The sequence below is a fragment of the Lactococcus allomyrinae genome (genome assembly GCF_003627095.1).
Lineage (GTDB): Bacteria > Bacillota > Bacilli > Lactobacillales > Streptococcaceae > Lactococcus > Lactococcus allomyrinae.
This window is the reverse complement of the sequence record NZ_CP032627.1, coordinates 2,614,650-2,631,755: the sequence shown is the minus strand read 5'-3', so window position 1 is coordinate 2,631,755 and position 17,106 is coordinate 2,614,650. Positions and strand designations below refer to the sequence as shown.

The window sequence follows — 17,106 nt, the reverse complement described above, 5'->3', positions numbered from 1 at the left end:
TAATTTGCTTATTTTCGTTGTTGAATGAAATTCAATGTGTTCGTTGAGTATAGTAACTCTACTGTTTGAAGCTCTGTCAGTGATTTCGAACCTGTCAGCACACAAAACTTTTCCAAATCTTGCTTCCAATTTTTCAACATCTGTTCCACAGCTTCAGAACCTGATTCCATCAGTACTGACAGGATGAAACCGGCTGAACTTGTCATTTTTGCGCCCAAAATCAAGCTTTTCAGAATATCTTGCGCACAGGAAATTCCTCCTGTCGCAATCAATGGTTTTTTATTGTCAGCAAATTTTGCCTCAAACAAGCTTTCCACTGTTGATAGGCCAAATTCATCAATGTTAAATCCATTTTTTCCGCGCCTGCGTTCAATCCAAGCAAAATTTGTCCCGCCATTACCACCAACATTAATTGCTGAAATAGCTGTTTCAGAAAGTTGTCTAAATGTTTTCTGAGAAATACCAAAACCAACTTCTTTTACAACAACAGGAACTTCTAATCTTGTAGCAACCTCATTAATATTTTCTAACCAATAGAAACTTCGATCTCCTTCATCCATTGGTAGTTCTTGCGCTGTATTCACATGAATTTCTAATGCATCAGCCGAAATCATATCAACCGCTCGTTTAGCATTTTCCAGTGAATGTCCCGCACCAAGATTAGCAAATAAAAAACCATTTGGATTAATTTCACGAACTTTTTTGAATCCGCTGGCAAGCTCTGGAAATTTTAGTGCGATAGACTGAGAGCCAACCGCCATTGCAAGATTTTGGTTTTTAGCCACTTGCGCAAACTGTTGATTAATCTTATTCGTTCGCTCAGTACCACCTGTCACAGCTTCAATATAAAACGGAAAATCAAATCTTACACCAAAAAGTTCTGTCGTCAAGTCAATATCATCTATTGCAAGTTCTGGAAGTGTATTGGGAATCAGGCGCAGATCAGAAAAAGCCAGACCAGAAGTCTGATTCCTTCCCTCCCTCCAATATTTAATAGCCAATGAAAGATGTTCATCTTTGCGATGTTGGTGAATGTCTTTTTCGTTTTTCATTATTTATTTCTCATTGAAATCTTTGATTCTATCAATTCAATTTCATAATTCTTTAATCGTTCGCGCAGTTTATCAATGTTTTCATCACTTTTTGCAAAGATAATAATATTCTCACCGAATCCTGCTCCTGAAATCTTACCAGCTAGTTCAGGGTGGCTATTTACCAAGTTTAAACCTACTGACAATTTATAAGTCATATAGCCATCTGGAATATTTTTTAATAAAAGCAACTGATTTTCTAGTAATTTTTCTTTAAATAACTCAAAATCGTTGATATCAATTGCTGTGGCAATCTCAATAACTAATTCATCCGATGCTACAAAAAAATCTTCTGACAGTTCAATTTTTAGCTTTTCACTCGTTTTAGCTGATTTTCCCGTTTGGAGAACATAAGTTTTCCACGGAATTTCTACAGGAATAATTCGATGATGATTTTGATAAAAAACACTCCCACCATACATAATTGCTGCAATATCCCCCATTGAACCACTACCTTGAACCTCAAAGTGCGTGGCTGCTGCGATTTCAAAACGTTCCTCCAGAGCAAGCTCTAAACCAAAATATTCGTTTACTGCATTGACCATACCGCAAACAACGGACGCGCTTGAACCGTAGCCTTTTTTTTGCTCCCCAAAACCCATTTCACTTTGTATTTCCACACAAATTTCTTCTGTCAGTGCTGACAGATTTCTTATTTGCGCTGACAACGTTTTTAAAAGAGCTGTCAGTGCAAAATTCCATGCATTTTCTTTGTCAAAGCTTATATGAGAGAGCGTAAATTCAAAATCATGAAGGTTGACATTAGTGTGCAAACGCGATTTTCCTTCACTTTTGGAAATCCTCACAGCAAAATCTGTTTCGATTGTTGTGACAAGCGCAAGTCCGTTAGGACGTGTCACAGCATATTCTCCCGCAAAGAACAGCTTACCTGGTACCCTTACCGTAACAGATTTATTAGAGATATTCATAGCCGCCTCCAGCGTGAGCCACATCAAAAGTCATTTCTGGAAATTCAGCACGAAATCGGGTTAAGAGTTTCTGCTCAGTTGCTCTATCTGTTATAATTTTTACATTTGGTCCTGCATCAATAGTGACAAATGCGAGCAAGCCGCTATTGTAACAGTAATTAGTAAAATCAATAATTCGTCTTGTTTGATTGGTAAAATAATCAAATGGTATTTGACATAAGCGATTTTGTTCATGCATCCCTAACGCATTGTCTTGGGCGATTAGACCAATTTTTTCAATATCCTTTTGACTAATTGCTGATTTCATCTCTTCAAGTTGAAGCGCTGATTTTTTTACCCATGAGTTGTAAGTAGGAGCTGTTTGAGCAAGTTGCATTCCTTTTGTTGAAGACATTTTCTTCTGATTAGCCGAAATCTCAGCAACAATCATAGATAAACCGATATCTTGATTGTAGAAAGACTCAGCATAGGACGACACATCATCCCAGCCTTTATTCCACACTGCGAAGTTTCCAAAAATAGAACGTGAAGCTGACCCAGACCCTCGTCTAGCAATTCTGGACATCTCTTGTTTGTTTTTTTCCAGCTCCAAAATTTCGAACATCGCTGCGGTCAAGGCAGCAAAACTTGAAGCACTTGAAGCCAAACCTGCAGCAGTTGGTACATGATTTTTAGAAATCACTGAAATTTTTGGAAAATCATCGTATTGAGTGCGCATCATATCCAAAAACTTACTGATACGAGTACTGTCAGCACTGACAGAATTTAAAATCAAGCTGTCAGTAGCTTTATCCGTGAACTCCACTGAAGTCGTTGTATAAAAAGAATCTAACGTCATTGACAAAGAACTCGTTGTTGGAAGATTGAGGTCAATATTTGACTTTCCCCAATATTTAATTAGCGCAATATTCGTATGCGCTCTAGCAGTGACAATATTTTTCATGAAACTATTATATCAAGATGTGAGGCTGATTGTCCAGAACTCATGAAAATTAGGAAAAGACGGAGATGAGCTTTGCTCATTGGAGACTTTTGTCTATTTTCCTGAGTTCTAAGCAGACGAACTCAATTACAAGATGTGAGCAACACCGTCAAGAAGTGTAGAAAAATATGGTTCTACTCAAAGAACAGATTCCATTTTATCTTTTCTCATAACTACTTGTATTTCGAACTCAGTTATAGCAAGATGTGAGTACGATTAGCAAGAAATGATGAAAAATAGAAAAGCTCGGAGAGAAACGAAGTTTCTTGGAAATATTTATCTTTTTTCAGACATTAAACTCAGTTTTTACACAACCACATTATAAAAAAGTTAATGATAGCATTAGCCTTTTAAAACTGGTCAAAATGACTGATTTTTGCTTCTGGATATTTTATTTTTAATTCTGATTCGAGCTGGTTATTATACTTGTTCAAAACAATCTCTGTTCCACTTCCCTCTTTATTTTGTAAAGCAATATTTAAACGAACTAAATTCACAAATTCAGCTTGTAGATAAATCTTTTGTGCTTGGTCAAAATAATCCGTTGCCATTTTTGACGAACCAAAATCGTGTCCTTGAACAACTCCACCAGCCACCTCTGTTAAAAAATATTGTTTCATTTTAATCTCCTTTTCAAAATACAAGAAACTTTCTTTCTGCAGCAGAACAAAAGCAATGTCTCTATTTTTCTCCGTCATGTTTAATGATTCAGAAGCTATACTTGCGAAAAACCAAAATAGTGAGTATACTGCCTCACCTTAAAATCCAAGAGCATTTTATACCACAGATATCCATAAACTAGATGCTTAGTTGACAACTAGCAAATTCGTTAAAGTACACTGAATCATCTATAAATGATGCTTATCCTACCAACTAAAAATAGAAAATTTCGGGTTATTTACTTTTCACCAAATTATTAGTGAATGCGTTTTCCAATTTATTATAACAAAAATGTAATAAGTTTTGTCAATTTGAAAAATAACTCTTTTAAAACCTAAAAATGCTCTGATAACCAGAGCATCACTTATCTTAGGACTTTATAATCAAGACTCATAGCACCTGAATCAAAAGTTTTCTGTGATATTAATTTGAGTTTTGTAGGGTGAACTCCTTTTTCAAACAGTCTCAAACCATCGCCTACTAGGACGGGAGAAACTGTAATTTTATACTCGTCAATCAAATCATGTGCCATCAAAAAATGAGCTAAGCGCGGACTCCCTAAAATCAGCAAGTCACCACCTGATGTTGATTTGAGTTTTTGAATCTCCTCGACAATATTTTCTTTCACTAAGCGTGTATTATTCCATTTTACTTCATCCAAAGTAGTTGAAAAGACAATTTTCTCCACTTGTTCAATCCATTTTGCATGATTGCGCTCATACGACGAAGCATCAGGATTTTCCGGAACGGTTGGCCAATAACTATACATCATTTCGTAGGTACGCCGTCCCCAAACCACGGTGTCCACTGTACTCAGAATATTTCTAGCCTCATTTTCCAAGTCAGCATCGTAAGATATAAAGCCAATATCCATCGCGCCCTTGGGGCCTTCAACAAATCCGTCCAATGACGAGTGTAAAAACAAAACAAGTTTACGCATTACTTTCTCCTTTGTAAATACATCTGCTTTTCTTCTTAGCTCTCCAGTATCGCAAGAAATGTACTAGGACATTTCAAAAGCTAAACAGCATCAGTTCTGTAATTATACATTATTCATACTATTTTTTAGCTAAATCTGCTTACTGAACGACAGCTTTGAAACAGATGATTCACTGATACAATGATGTCTTAGAATGAAAAAGCATTGCTGTCAAGCAATGTTTTTTACTTATTGAACCAAGCTTTTCCCAAAATATTCCAATTCTTATACTACTCATCTTTGAGTTGTTTATAAAAAATTTAAAACAAACTACTTTACAGGCAACATTAAGTATAAGTTCTGAATTGTTAAACACTTGGCTAAAAAGAGTAAATCCATGTGTTTTTTGCACCACTTTTCAACAAACGTTGGCTGATCCGAATCGCATCTTTTTCATTTTCAGCTAGGGCAACCATCACACCACCCAGCCCTGAACCTGTAAGCTTTGCTCCGAGCGCTCCATTTTTCAGCGCCACATCAACCAAAGTTTCCAATCTTGGATGAGAAACACCGAGACTAGATAGGACGGAGTGTGCTTTATTCATGACCTGTCCGAGTTCTGATAATTTATTTGTCATGAGGAAACTTTTTGAAGCTTTCGCCAAGTCACCAAGTTGGTCAATATAAGCTTGTGTCACTTGCTTTTCTTCTACTAGTTTTTCTCTAACAATATTTATCGCTTGGCTTGTGAATCCATGAACTCCTGTATCTCCGATGACGATAAAACCGTGGAGATTTAGCTCAAACGGTTCAATAGCTTCATCTTTGATGAACCAAAGTGGATGTTCAGAGTTGACTGTTGCCACATCAATTCCAGAAGATTTACCATGAGTAATATTTTCTGAAAAATTGGCATAAAAGATTAAATCTTTTTCTAAAAGTTCAGTATCGAAGAAATCATAGATTGCTCTTGTAATCGCTGTCGCAAGTGATGCTGACGCACCAAGTCCACGACCTAGAGGAATATTTGAGTCAATTTCTAAAGAAAATGGCATGCTTGAAGAATGAAATTTAGCAAGCAAACGCATAATCAATTGACGAATTCCTTCAAACTCATCACCCATCAAGTCTAATCTTCTACGAAATTCATTATTTTCAATGTATTGTCCAAATTTTGAAGCGGTAATTGTCACTGTTGTCTTTAAGATTGTGACAGGAAGCGCAATCGCTGGCTGTCCATAGACAACAGAGTGCTCGCCAATCAAAATTAATTTGGAATGAGCAATTCCTATGCCCATTTTATTAATTGTCATTTTGCCTCCGACACTCTGCTTACGCAAAGCTTTATTCACCGATTAAATACTTCGCCTTGTAGCATAGCTCATCACATTTAACCTGTTAGATACGAAAACGTACTTGACAATTTTATAAAATTTCTTCACGAAAATCAAGCTTTTACCATGAAATTCGTCAATGACAAATTTCTGTCAGTACTGACAAAATAAAGTATAATAAAATTATGGAAAATAAATTAGAAGAATTACGTCTTGCACTTGAAAAAATGGAAATCGTTACCATCCGTTCAGCTATTGATAAAACAGGGTTAAATCGAAAAGAAATTATTAACTTTGTCTGCGCTGACAAACATTTACGTATTTTTGATGATGAGAAAAATCAATGGATAAATGAGAATGTAGATGGTCATTGTTAATACTGCTTGATTTCTAAAAGTTTTAGTAATCATCCTACTTAGAAGGGTACAAATTCGGTACTTTAGTGCCTTGCAACTTGATTCGCTATGGTGCTTGGTGAAATGGTAATCCAACAAAGTTATCAAGACAAAATGATAAGAAGAAAAGACAGTACCACTAGATCCGTTTACATAGATTTAAAGGTAAACTAGCATAAAATAAATATTCCAAAACAAAAAATTACTGACAAAAAACTGTCAGTAATTTTCAACTTATTGAAATTGGTCAGCAGCTGGGATGTGGCTGTCATGGAAATATTTTTCTGACAGTTTTTTCAGCGTGCCATTTTCGTAAAGCTTTTTAAGTTCTGTGTTTAAAGCTTTTTGAAGTTTAGTTTGACTGTTGTCAAGCACAAAATAATCATATGTTTTAAATTCTGGTTGTTTGTCCAAGTCGGTTGGAATAGTATCCACCAAACCTGTTATGGCGTGTTCTTTTACCAAATTTTCAGCAGCAGATTTTGAAGCAAATAAGAAATCAATCTGACCAGATGCAATTGCTGACAGCCGATCTGTCAGTGGACGCTGACTATACTTAACATTGATTTTTTTGTCAGGATGATTCTTATTCCACGTTTCAAACATATCTCCATAGTTTGTCCCTGTCGGAATCTCTGTTGTTTTGCCCGCAAGTTGTGAAATTTTTGTGATATTTTCTTTTGATGTTGAGAAAATCGCATCAATCCCTTGACGAACTGGATAACTAAATAAATATTTTTCTTCACGCGCTTTTGTTTTACCAAAATTATTTGCAGCAATCTGTGCACGACCACCATCCAAAGCTGCTAAAATGGCACTATCATCGTAAACCTTGAATTTGAATTGATAATCTTTCAAATCTTTGTCTGCTTGCTTCAAAATGTCGTATTCAAAGCCCGTCATTTTCCCACTGCTTGTTGTATACTCATACGGATTTGAGTCTCCTGAAGTCGCCACAGTTATCGTTGTTACCTTATCTTTAGCTGCGCCTGAACTCTTTTGAGATGAGCAAGCCACGAGCAGAGAGATAGAAGCAAGCCCAAGTGTTGCAACAGCTATAAATTTTATTTTTTTCATCCATTTCTCCTTCAACATTTGAGTCAAAGTATTGTCAGTGACTCAAGTTATAATCATCAAAAACTGTCAGCACTGACAGAAAAATTTGAGCGATTATATTACATCTTACTGTTCACTCACAAACGTAAGCTAATATAAACACTATCTTAACACAAACTAAAAAAAGCCGCCATAAAAAAATACTATGGCGGTTTCTATTTTTATAAATCATGAAATTGAGCATACAGCTCCTGACGATTCAAGCCACGCTCTTTAGCAACCTGTTTAATTGCAACATTAGTCTTCAAACCTTCTGCAATCAGTGTACTGACAGCTTCTAAAGCAGTCAATTCAAGTTCGTCAGTACTGACAGCATTTTCATCAGCACCCGATACAATAATCAAACATTCCCCTTTTATCGGTTGGTCTGTCAGCGATGACAAAACTTCAGAAATCGTCCCCCGCCGATATTCTTCATATATTTTTGTCAATTCTCGCACTAAAACAACGTGCCGATTTCCGTAACTTTCCTTCATATTTTCCAAAGTATCCGCCACACGAAAAGGACTCTCATAAAAAATTTGAGTTTCAGGATAGTATAGCTTACTCTCAAAAAACTGCCGTTGTTCCCCTTTTTTTCGTGGTAAAAAGCCATAAAAAATATGTGGTTGTGGTACCAATCCAGACGCTATCAAAGCCGTAATCCCAGCAGAAGCACCGGGCAGGGCCACCACATCAATCTCAGCCGCAATCGCAGCCTTGACCAAATCATGACCAGGGTCTGAAATTGAAGGCATTCCTGCGTCAGACACCTGTGCAATCGATTTTCCAGAATGCAAAAATTCAAGCAGCTTAGGAATCTTCTCGTGTGAATTATGTTCATGAAACGACTCTTGTGGCACTTTGATTTCAAAATGATTGAGCAAACGGAGCGTATTTCTCGTATCTTCCGAGCAGATTAAATCTACAGTTTTTAACGTTTCCAACGAACGTAATGTCATGTCCTGCATATTTCCAATCGGAGTAGGGACTAGATAGAGCTTTCCTGCTACTTTTTCACCTTTAAATGAACGCTGAATATTAAATTTTTCCATTATCGATATAGCAACTCCAAGCAGTCTAAGCAAGACTCGCCCTCAGCCAAGCGCTCTGCATAATGCAAGTGACAGACGTGAAAACCTTCGTTAAAAATCTGAATCAAATTTGGATTGGGCTGGTCTTTCGTCTGACTCTTTTTGACTTCTTTCTTTTCAAATTCTGCCAAACGTTCACGTAATTTCTCAAGCTCCATGCGTAAAGTTGCATTCTCTGTCATTGATGCATCTAATACCTGACGAATATTAGACACTTGTGCCAACGTCGCATTTAACGTATTTTCCAATTCACCCAATTGTTCAAAAATTTCGTATTTTTCAGCCACGATTCACCTCAATTTCCGCAAGATCAAATTCCTTGCTATACTCTTCAAATCTGATTTTCACACGATTTTTTAAGATATTAAGTCCAACTACCTTCCCATGACCTTCTTCAGTAGCAACGGCCTCACCAAAATCAGGGAAAAACTTCTGTGCTTCCTGATAAAACTTATCCTCGTAGGTTAAACAGCACATCAAACGACCACAAAGTCCATTCAACTTACTTTGTTTCAAAGATAAATTTTGATTTTTCGCCATTTTAATGGACACATTGGGAAACTCATACATAAAATTAGCGCAACACAGAGGGCGCCCACAAGGACCAATGCCTCCCAAAAGTTGAGCCGCATCTCTCGTTCCAATCTGACGCAACTCAATTCGTGTCTTAAAAGTCGTTGCTAATTCCTTCAGCAAAACACGAAAATCAACACGATTTTCCGCAGTAAACGAAATGAACAACTGAGTTTTATCAAAGTTATAAGCAACATTAATCACTTTCATGTCCAAATCTTGTGCTTTAACCAGTTCCCGAACTTTTATCTTAGCTTCTAAAGACTGCACTTCAAGTGATTTTATCTCTTTCCTATCCTCTGTTGAAACTTCTTTTAACACATCGAAACAAGCTTCTACATTCGCATCAATTCTTCGGATAATTTTACCATAAAATAATCCTTTATCTGATTGCATTATAACCCCCATTTGAGCTACAAGCTCAAGGGCTGATTCTGCAAAAGCGTTTGCTTCACCATGTTCAAATTTCACTTCATAAATCATTTAATCCTCCGATGCTTTGTGCCACCATTATACTAAGATGTGAGCATGATTGGTAAGCAATGATAAAGTTTATCTTTTTTCACTCATTTCTAATCATGTGAACTCAGTTATATCAAGATGCAAGACTGCTTAGAACTCAATTACAAGCTATGAGTCTCACCATCAAGAAGCATAAAGAAATATTCTACTCAAAGAGTAGCTTACACTTTACTTTCTCTAATGCTCTAGAATCTTGCCCTTTAACTATCAAGTTGTATCATAGCTGCTGGTGCTGTGAACTTAATTATCATAAACATCAATTACCACGAAAGCAAGACACGACTCAAATCGTACGTTACTTCTCCACATTCTTACTGCTTTAAACGTTTTCAAAAGATGCGAACTCATTTTTTCTTGAGCCAACAGCTGTAAAAGTAAATCAAATGCCTGATCTTGCTTCTCTTTATCATCAAAAGTATCTGTCAGCTCTGACAAATATAAAAAAGTCTCATCAGTTGATGTTTTTAACAATTTTACAAATTGCTGCAATTTCTTCAGTCCCTCGATAAACCAGCTTTGTTGCGAAATGCTAAGGGCAGTCTCTAATGAATCAGAAGTTTCCGCAAGAAGCTCCGCTTGGGTTCGTAAAATTCCTTCTTTTTCCAAAAGTTCCTGTAAATACAAGGTATTTTTGGGAAATGTAATCACTTGTGTCCTAGATTTTATCGTTTGCAATATCATATTTTCATTATTTGTTAACAAAAATACAACGACATCACTCTCAGGCTCCTCGATAGATTTTAATAAAGCATTCGCTGCATTCGGATGCATTTTTTCTGCATCACGAATCAAAACAACCTGCCTTGTTCCTTCATAACCAGCTTCTGAAAAAACTTGCGTTAACTCCCGAATCTGTGCTGTTTTTATCGTTTGTCCTTCTGGCACAATGAGATGTAAATCCGCAAATTCCTGCTTAACAACAAGTCTACAAGGACGGCACCGCCCACAAGGAATTCCATCTGTCAAATTTTCACAAAATATCGCTTGACTTAACCAAATTGCCATTTCAAAAGAACCAAAACTACCTGAAAACAAGTAGGCATGACTCAATTTTTTCTGCCGCAATATCGTAGAAAATTGACCAAAAAGTTGGGGTTGTATTTCAGCTATCTCCATTAAAACCTCTCTCACTACCACTCTTCTCATCAGTGAATATCAAAAATGCTCACTGACAATACTTTTATCTGCCGATTTAACGCTTTCTATCCAGTCGTGTTAAACTAACAACTTTCTGTCAGTATTTTTCAGGATTGGTCAGCTCAAACCTGAAATAATTTGAGCTGCTTAACTATAGCTAATCCGCCGTAAAAGCCAACAACAGATTGACAAACCTTATAGCGTACAACTAGTACCACACACCTACGCTAAATTGCAGTTACCACTAGTCACCTCGCTTTATCGCTTCAGCGAGTTGCGACTTCAACTAGACACTTTACACTTTTGTGTCATAGCGAAAATTGACAGCGCAGTGAAGCGGAGATAGAGCGAGCCATTTCGTCTTGTTGCTTCAGCAACTTAGAACGAGTGGACGCTTGGCGTATGGACACCTGTGGTATAAAGTTCTATCGAATTTTAACAAAACAGCTCAAAATTTGCTATTAAATCTTTCTTTTATTGCCATTAATGCATCAACAGTCACTTTTTCAAGGGACTGACTTGCATCAATCTTCACAAAGCGTTCAGGCTCTTTTGCTACAATCTCAAGATAGCCCTGGCGAACTTTACGATGCATTTCTGCACGCTCAAGATCCAATCGGTTAACTTCTTCTGAACGATTTTTCATAATACGCGCAAGAGCAATATCTGTATCAATATCAAAATATAGTGTTAAATCAGGCTTCAAGCCATCTGTCGCAAATTCATTCAGCCAATGAACCACCTCAACACCTAAATCACGTCCATAGCCTTGGTAAGCTACTGATGAATCAATAAATCGGTCAACAATAACCAATTTACCCTCTCGCAAAGCAGGCAACATTTTTTCCTGCATATGCAAACGGCGTGCAGCCGCAAATAACATTAGTTCTGTTTTAGAGTCAATCTCTCTATTTTCAGGGCTCAGGATGATTTGGCGAATCTCCTCAGCAATCCGAACACCACCAGGTTCGCGTGTGGCAACAACTTCTTGATTCATTTTCTCTAATTCAGGCAAGATATTTTTTAAAACACTTGTTTTACCAGCGCCATCTGGACCCTCAAGGGTGATTAAAATTCCATTCATAGGCTTTATTATACCAAAAATCGAATATTTTATCCGCTTTTTTTTGAACGAAAAGCATCACTTTTTGCGTAATTTTACTAAAAATTGTATAATATATCTGAAACAGCTTTCTTTATTTGTCAATACAAATAAATGCAAGAAATATTCACTAATAAAAAATAACCTCTCTGAAAGGGCAACTATGAAAAAAATCCTTGTTGTTGACGATGAAAAACCAATCTCTGACATCGTAAAATTTAATCTAACTAAAGAAGGCTTTGAAGTCTTTACAGCTTTCGATGGTGAAGCAGCGCTTGAAGCTTTCAAAGAATTTCAACCTGACCTCATCTTACTTGACCTTATGTTGCCAAAAATTGATGGTCTTGATGTTGCTCGTGAAATTCGCAAAACTTCTGACACACCAATTATCATGGTTTCAGCAAAAGATAGCGAATTTGACAAAGTCATTGGTCTTGAACTCGGTGCAGATGATTACGTTACAAAACCATTTTCAAATCGTGAACTTTTAGCTCGTATTAAAGCAAACTTACGTCGTGTCAATGCTAGCCCTGCTGAGTCAAATGATAACGTCAAAAAAGAATTGACAATCGGAAACCTCCGTATCAACCCAACTCACTATGCTGCATACAAAAACGATAAACAACTTGACCTTACTCATCGCGAATTTGAGCTACTTTACTACCTTGCGCAACATCTTGGTGAAGTTATTACTCGTGAAAGCCTCCTCGAAACCGTTTGGGGTTATGACTACTTTGGTGATGTTCGTACTGTTGACGTTACCGTTCGTCGCTTACGCGAAAAAGTTGAAGACACACCAAGTCGCCCACAATACGTTTCAACACGTCGTGGTGTCGGCTATTACATGAGCAACCCACATGATTAAATTTTTTCACTCAATCATCTTTAAAGGAGTAGCTATTCATCTACTTCTTTTTGTCATTCTTTTTGTGAGTCAACCTGAGTATAATATTGCTCATTTTGGTTCTTTTTTTGGCTACTATCTTTTTTCTTTACTTTTCGTATTATTTTTTGTCATTCAACAACATCAAGCACTCCAAAATGTCTCTAAGCAAATGGATGACATCAAAAATGGAAACTTATCAAAGAATAATCCTCCAAAAGGAAACAGTGAATTTACTGAACTTTATAACAAGATTCAAAGTCTTGATGAAAATATTGCTCGAACTCAGAACAATTTAGAAAATCAAAGAAATCAACTCGATAGTATTTTGGCATATATGATTGATGGCGTTATTGCTACTGATCGACGTGGAAATATCATCATGTGTAATAAGTCCGCTCTAAATTATCTTAATACAACCGAACCTGAGTTGATGCAAAAAAATATTGTTGACATTCTTGACATCGCCAATCAATATAGTTTTTATGATTTGCTAGAAAAAGAGCCTGAAATCACAATCGAAACTCGTATTTCAAGTAATGAATTTATTGCTTTGCGCATCAAATTTGCTCTTTTCCGTCGTGAATCTGGTTTTATTTCTGGTATTATCGCCGTTTTACATGATATGACTGAACAAGATAAAGCTGAGCGTGAACGGCGTTTATTCGTTTCAAATGTTTCGCATGAACTTAGAACTCCACTTACCTCAGTCAAAGCATACCTTGAGGCTCTTGAAGATGGGGCGATTGACGATAAAGAAATCGCAACCTCATTTATCAATGTTTCATTAAGCGAAACTGACCGAATGATTCGTATGATTTCTGACCTTCTGACGCTCTCAAGAATGGACCAAGATAAGATTATACTAAACAAAGAGATGATTAACCTCGTTGCTTTCTTGAATTTTCAGATTAACCGCCTTGATAAAATTTTGGAAACCGACCCAAACGACTTTTTTACAGCAGATTTTACCATTATACGCAACTTCCCAGATAATCCTGTTTGGGTTGAGATTGATACTGATAAGATTGCACAAGTCATTGATAACATTGTCAACAATGCTTTCAAATACTCTCCAAATGGAGGAAAAATTACAATTTCAGTAGAAACGCGTGAAAAAGATGTTTTAATTTCAATTTCTGACCAAGGAATGGGGATTCCAAAATCCGCGCTTCCTAAAATTTTTGACCGTTTTTACCGAGTAGATAATGAATCAAGAAACTCCAAGGTTGGAGGTACTGGTCTTGGACTCTCCATCGTTCATGACATAGTAAAAATGCACGGTGGGACAATTTTTGCAACTTCTCCAGGCAGTGGACAAGGAACAACTTTTAGTTTCACGCTTCCTTATTTACCAGAAAATAATGATGTTGCCTCCGATGATTGGGATGAATTTAGCGAAGAATGAAGCCAAGATTTATTCAATATGAATTTTAATTCATCACTGAATTTAAGGTACAAGCTCACATCTTTGACATGAAGTCACCTTGTCCCAGCTAATCCACTAACACCCTAGGACAGTCAGGCGAAATTTGGAGCTTAGTGTGCTAAGCTTTGATAAAATAAAAAAATCCCATGCATTGCTTGGGATTTTCTGCTACAATAGTGTTTATGATTGAACAAAATGGATTTAAATACTCAATCTTGGCTTCTGGCTCAACAGGAAATTCTTTTTACCTTGAAACTCCTAAAAAGAAACTTCTCGTTGATGCCGGACTTTCAGGAAAAAAAATAGAAAGTTTACTCGCAGAAATTGACCGTGATATCCACGATATAGATGCACTTTTGATTACTCATGAGCATAGCGACCATATTAAAGGAATTGGTGTTTTAGCTAGAAAATATGGAATTGATCTTTATGCCAATACGCTCACTTGGTCTGAGCTAGACGAAAAAAATGCATTAGGAAAGATTCCTTCTGAACAAAAACATATTTTTGAAATGGGAAAAACAATGACTTTTGGAGATTTAGATGTTGAATCTTTTGGAGTAAGTCACGATGCCATTTCGCCACAGTTTTACCGTTTCATGAAAGACAATAAAAGCTTCGTCATGCTAACTGATACAGGATATGTTTCTGATAGAATGCGTGGAACTATTGAAAACGCAGATGGTTATTTAATGGAATCCAACCACGACATAGAGATCCTCCGTATGGGTGGGTATCCTTGGAAAACAAAGCAGCGTATTTTAAGCGACCAAGGTCATCTGTCTAATGAAGATGGTGCAGAAGCTGCGTTTAACATACTTGGTAACAAAACAAAACGTATCTTTCTTGGGCATCTAAGTCTTCATAATAACATCAAAGAACTTGCTCATCTCACAATGGATGGATATCTCCAACAACATGATGTTGATACTAAGCGTGAAGTTAATATTATTGATACAAGTCACGAACACGCAAGTAAATTATTCGATATTTGAACTTATCTTATAATAATATATAAAAAAAATGCTCGGTTTGCCAGCGAGCATTTTTTTAGTTTTGGATTAGTATAAAAGATATTTTTTAGGAGTATACCCAATTGTAACAGCATCTCCTTAAATGAAACTCAATAAAGAATATTTTTTAATTTTATTTTTTTAGGTTGTTAATATGTGTTGATAATAATAAAAGTCTCCTGAATGTTCAAGAGACTTTTAGTTTAATCTTCTACTTTTATAATGAGTTTTTACATCATGCCACCCATCATTGAAGGGTCCATTGGTGGAACTGGAGTTGCTGGTTCTGGTTGATTTGCAACGACTGCTTCTGTTGTCAAAATCAATCCAGCCACTGAAGCTGCATTTTGAAGAGCAGAACGTGTGACTTTCGCTGGATCCACGATTCCTGTTTCAATCATGTTCACATATTCGCCTGTAGAAGCGTTGAATCCTGTTCCCGCTGACGTTGACCGAAGTTTGTCAATAACAACAGAACCTTCAAAGCCAGCATTGGCAGCGATTTGACGTACCGGTTCTTCAAGAGCGCGACGTACAATATTAATTCCTGTTTGCACATCACCTTCATATTCTAAAGCATCCAGAGCGGCAATTGAGTTAACAAAAGCAGTTCCTCCACCTGAAACAATACCTTCTTCCACAGCTGCGCGTGTGGCATTAAGAGCATCTTCAATGAGCAATTTCATCGCTTTAAGCTCTGTTTCTGTGGCAGCACCAACTTTAATAACGGCTACACCGCCAGCAAGTTTCGCAAGGCGTTCTTGAAGTTTTTCACGGTCAAAATCTGATGTTGTTTTTTCAATTTGTGCTTTGATTATCGCAACACGATTTGCGATAGCATCTGGCATTCCAGCACCTTCAACAATTGTGGTATGTTCTTTATCAACTGTTGCTTTTGCAGCCTGACCAAGTGCATCAAGTGTTGCATCTTTCAAATCAAGACCAAGTTCTTCAGTAATCACTGTTCCACCCGTCAAAATTGCCAAATCTTCAAGTTGAGCTTTTCTGCGATCACCAAATCCTGGTGCCTTAACTGCAACAACATTAAATACACCCTTGATTTTATTGAGCACAAGTGTTGGAAGTGCTTCACCATCCACATCATCAGCAACAATAAGCAATGGACGATTTGTTTTCAAAATTTGCTCAAGTAGAGGTAAAATTTCTTGGATATTTGAGATTTTCTTATCAGTGATAAGAATATAAGGATTATCCAATTCAGCGACCATTTTTTCAGTATTGGAAACCATATATTGGCTGAGATAACCTCTGTCAAACTGCATTCCTTCAACAACATCAAGTTCAGTTTGCATTCCTTTTGACTCTTCAATGGTGATAACACCGTCGGCTCCCACACGTTCCATTGCATCAGAAATATACTCACCAACTTTTTCACTTCTTGATGAAACTGTTGCAACTTGCGCAATAGCTGATTTATCATGAACAGGGATTGCCATGTCTTTAATTGCTGCAATAGCTGCTTCTGTTGCCACTTCGATACCACGACGAATTCCAACTGGATTAGCACCAGCAGTCACGTTCTTTAGTCCTTCACGGACAATAGCTTGAGTGAGTACTGTTGCAGTAGTTGTTCCGTCACCTGCAACATCATTTGTTTTTGAAGCTACTTCACTCACAAGCTTTGCTCCCATATTTTCGAAATGGTCTTCAAGCTCAATTTCTTTGGCAATTGTTACCCCATCGTTAGTAATCAATGGTGAACCGTATGATTTTTCAAGAACAACATTACGTCCTTTAGGTCCCAATGTTGTTTTTACAGTATCTGCTAGAATATCAATTCCTCGCATCATTGCAGTACGAGCATCACTTGAAAATTTAATTTCTTTTGACATTTTTTCATCTCCTTTAAGATTTAAGATGTGAAGATTGTTTGTTCTAAAATCACGAAAATTATTTGTTAGCTACTCTGGATTTAAAGCTAAAATTT

Annotated in this window: 17 protein-coding genes; 4 read left to right on the top strand and 13 right to left on the bottom strand. The window is 36.9% G+C overall.

Going from position 1 to position 17,106, the window contains the following annotated elements:
• Positions 1-8: 8 nt before the first annotated feature.
• The 6 genes from fni to mvk all read right to left on the bottom strand — a co-directional run bounded on the left by fni (position 9) and on the right by mvk (position 5,894).
• Positions 9-1,052 (bottom strand): type 2 isopentenyl-diphosphate Delta-isomerase, encoded by a 1,044-nt coding sequence (fni, locus tag D7I46_RS12595; RefSeq protein WP_120773190.1) that lies wholly within the window; start codon positions 1,050-1,052, stop codon positions 9-11.
• The gene (locus D7I46_RS12590; RefSeq protein WP_120773189.1) at positions 1,052-2,020 is read right to left on the bottom strand and encodes a mevalonate kinase family protein; all 969 of its coding nucleotides are present in this window, start codon (positions 2,018-2,020) and stop codon (positions 1,052-1,054) included. Before D7I46_RS12590 ends, fni begins: the two co-directional genes overlap by 1 nt.
• Entirely contained in the window at positions 2,007-2,963 is a 957-nt protein-coding gene (gene mvaD / locus D7I46_RS12585; RefSeq protein ID WP_120773188.1) for a diphosphomevalonate decarboxylase, read from the bottom strand. The genes D7I46_RS12590 and mvaD overlap by 14 nt, the downstream gene beginning before the upstream one ends.
• A gap of 389 nt (positions 2,964-3,352) precedes the next feature.
• Positions 3,353-3,622 (bottom strand): hypothetical protein, encoded by a 270-nt coding sequence (locus D7I46_RS12580; protein ID WP_120773187.1) that lies wholly within the window; start codon positions 3,620-3,622, stop codon positions 3,353-3,355.
• A 404-nt stretch (positions 3,623-4,026) separates the two neighbouring features.
• On the bottom strand, positions 4,027-4,602 hold the full coding sequence (locus D7I46_RS12575) for a dihydrofolate reductase family protein (protein ID WP_120773186.1): 576 nt from the start codon (positions 4,600-4,602) through the stop codon (positions 4,027-4,029).
• Between the two features lie 359 nt (positions 4,603-4,961).
• Positions 4,962-5,894, bottom strand: coding sequence for a mevalonate kinase (gene mvk, locus D7I46_RS12570; RefSeq protein WP_120773185.1), 933 nt, complete (start codon positions 5,892-5,894; stop codon positions 4,962-4,964).
• 206 nt (positions 5,895-6,100) lie between these two features.
• Here mvk and D7I46_RS12565 point away from each other — a divergent pair, with 206 nt between their 5' ends.
• Positions 6,101-6,292 (top strand): hypothetical protein, encoded by a 192-nt coding sequence (locus D7I46_RS12565; RefSeq protein WP_120773184.1) that lies wholly within the window; start codon positions 6,101-6,103, stop codon positions 6,290-6,292.
• 252 nt (positions 6,293-6,544) lie between these two features.
• Here D7I46_RS12565 and D7I46_RS12560 read toward each other — a convergent pair whose 3' ends face one another.
• The 6 genes from D7I46_RS12560 to tmk all read right to left on the bottom strand — a co-directional run bounded on the left by D7I46_RS12560 (position 6,545) and on the right by tmk (position 11,815).
• The gene (locus D7I46_RS12560) at positions 6,545-7,387 is read right to left on the bottom strand and encodes an amino acid ABC transporter substrate-binding protein (RefSeq protein WP_120773183.1); all 843 of its coding nucleotides are present in this window, start codon (positions 7,385-7,387) and stop codon (positions 6,545-6,547) included.
• A gap of 200 nt (positions 7,388-7,587) precedes the next feature.
• Entirely contained in the window at positions 7,588-8,460 is an 873-nt protein-coding gene (rsmI, locus tag D7I46_RS12555; RefSeq protein WP_162930916.1) for a 16S rRNA (cytidine(1402)-2'-O)-methyltransferase, read from the bottom strand.
• Positions 8,460-8,786, bottom strand: coding sequence for a DNA replication initiation control protein YabA (gene yabA, locus D7I46_RS12550; protein ID WP_120773182.1), 327 nt, complete (start codon positions 8,784-8,786; stop codon positions 8,460-8,462). Before yabA ends, rsmI begins: the two co-directional genes overlap by 1 nt.
• Entirely contained in the window at positions 8,779-9,555 is a 777-nt protein-coding gene (locus D7I46_RS12545; protein WP_120773181.1) for a PSP1 domain-containing protein, read from the bottom strand. Before D7I46_RS12545 ends, yabA begins: the two co-directional genes overlap by 8 nt.
• Positions 9,556-9,834: 279 nt before the next feature.
• Positions 9,835-10,710, bottom strand: a complete 876-nt coding sequence (locus D7I46_RS12540; protein WP_120773180.1) for a DNA polymerase III subunit delta' — start codon at positions 10,708-10,710, stop codon at positions 9,835-9,837.
• A gap of 469 nt (positions 10,711-11,179) precedes the next feature.
• Complete coding sequence (gene tmk, locus D7I46_RS12535; RefSeq protein ID WP_120773179.1) at positions 11,180-11,815, bottom strand: dTMP kinase; 636 nt, start codon at positions 11,813-11,815, stop codon at positions 11,180-11,182.
• 181 nt (positions 11,816-11,996) lie between these two features.
• Between tmk and yycF the strand changes: the two genes are divergently transcribed.
• The 3 genes from yycF (at position 11,997) to D7I46_RS12520 (ending at position 15,140) form a co-directional block, all read left to right on the top strand.
• Positions 11,997-12,698, top strand: a complete 702-nt coding sequence (gene yycF, locus D7I46_RS12530; RefSeq protein ID WP_120773178.1) for a response regulator YycF — start codon at positions 11,997-11,999, stop codon at positions 12,696-12,698.
• Complete coding sequence (locus D7I46_RS12525) at positions 12,691-14,124, top strand: ATP-binding protein (protein WP_120773177.1); 1,434 nt, start codon at positions 12,691-12,693, stop codon at positions 14,122-14,124. The genes yycF and D7I46_RS12525 overlap by 8 nt, the downstream gene beginning before the upstream one ends.
• 203 nt (positions 14,125-14,327) lie before the next feature.
• A complete protein-coding gene (locus D7I46_RS12520; RefSeq protein ID WP_120773176.1) occupies positions 14,328-15,140 on the top strand; it encodes an MBL fold metallo-hydrolase in 813 nt (270 codons plus the stop codon).
• Between the two features lie 248 nt (positions 15,141-15,388).
• On the opposite strand, the gene groL is transcribed toward D7I46_RS12520, so the two are convergent.
• Positions 15,389-17,011 (bottom strand): chaperonin GroEL, encoded by a 1,623-nt coding sequence (groL, locus tag D7I46_RS12515; RefSeq protein WP_120773175.1) that lies wholly within the window; start codon positions 17,009-17,011, stop codon positions 15,389-15,391.
• Positions 17,012-17,106: the final 95 nt, after the last annotated feature.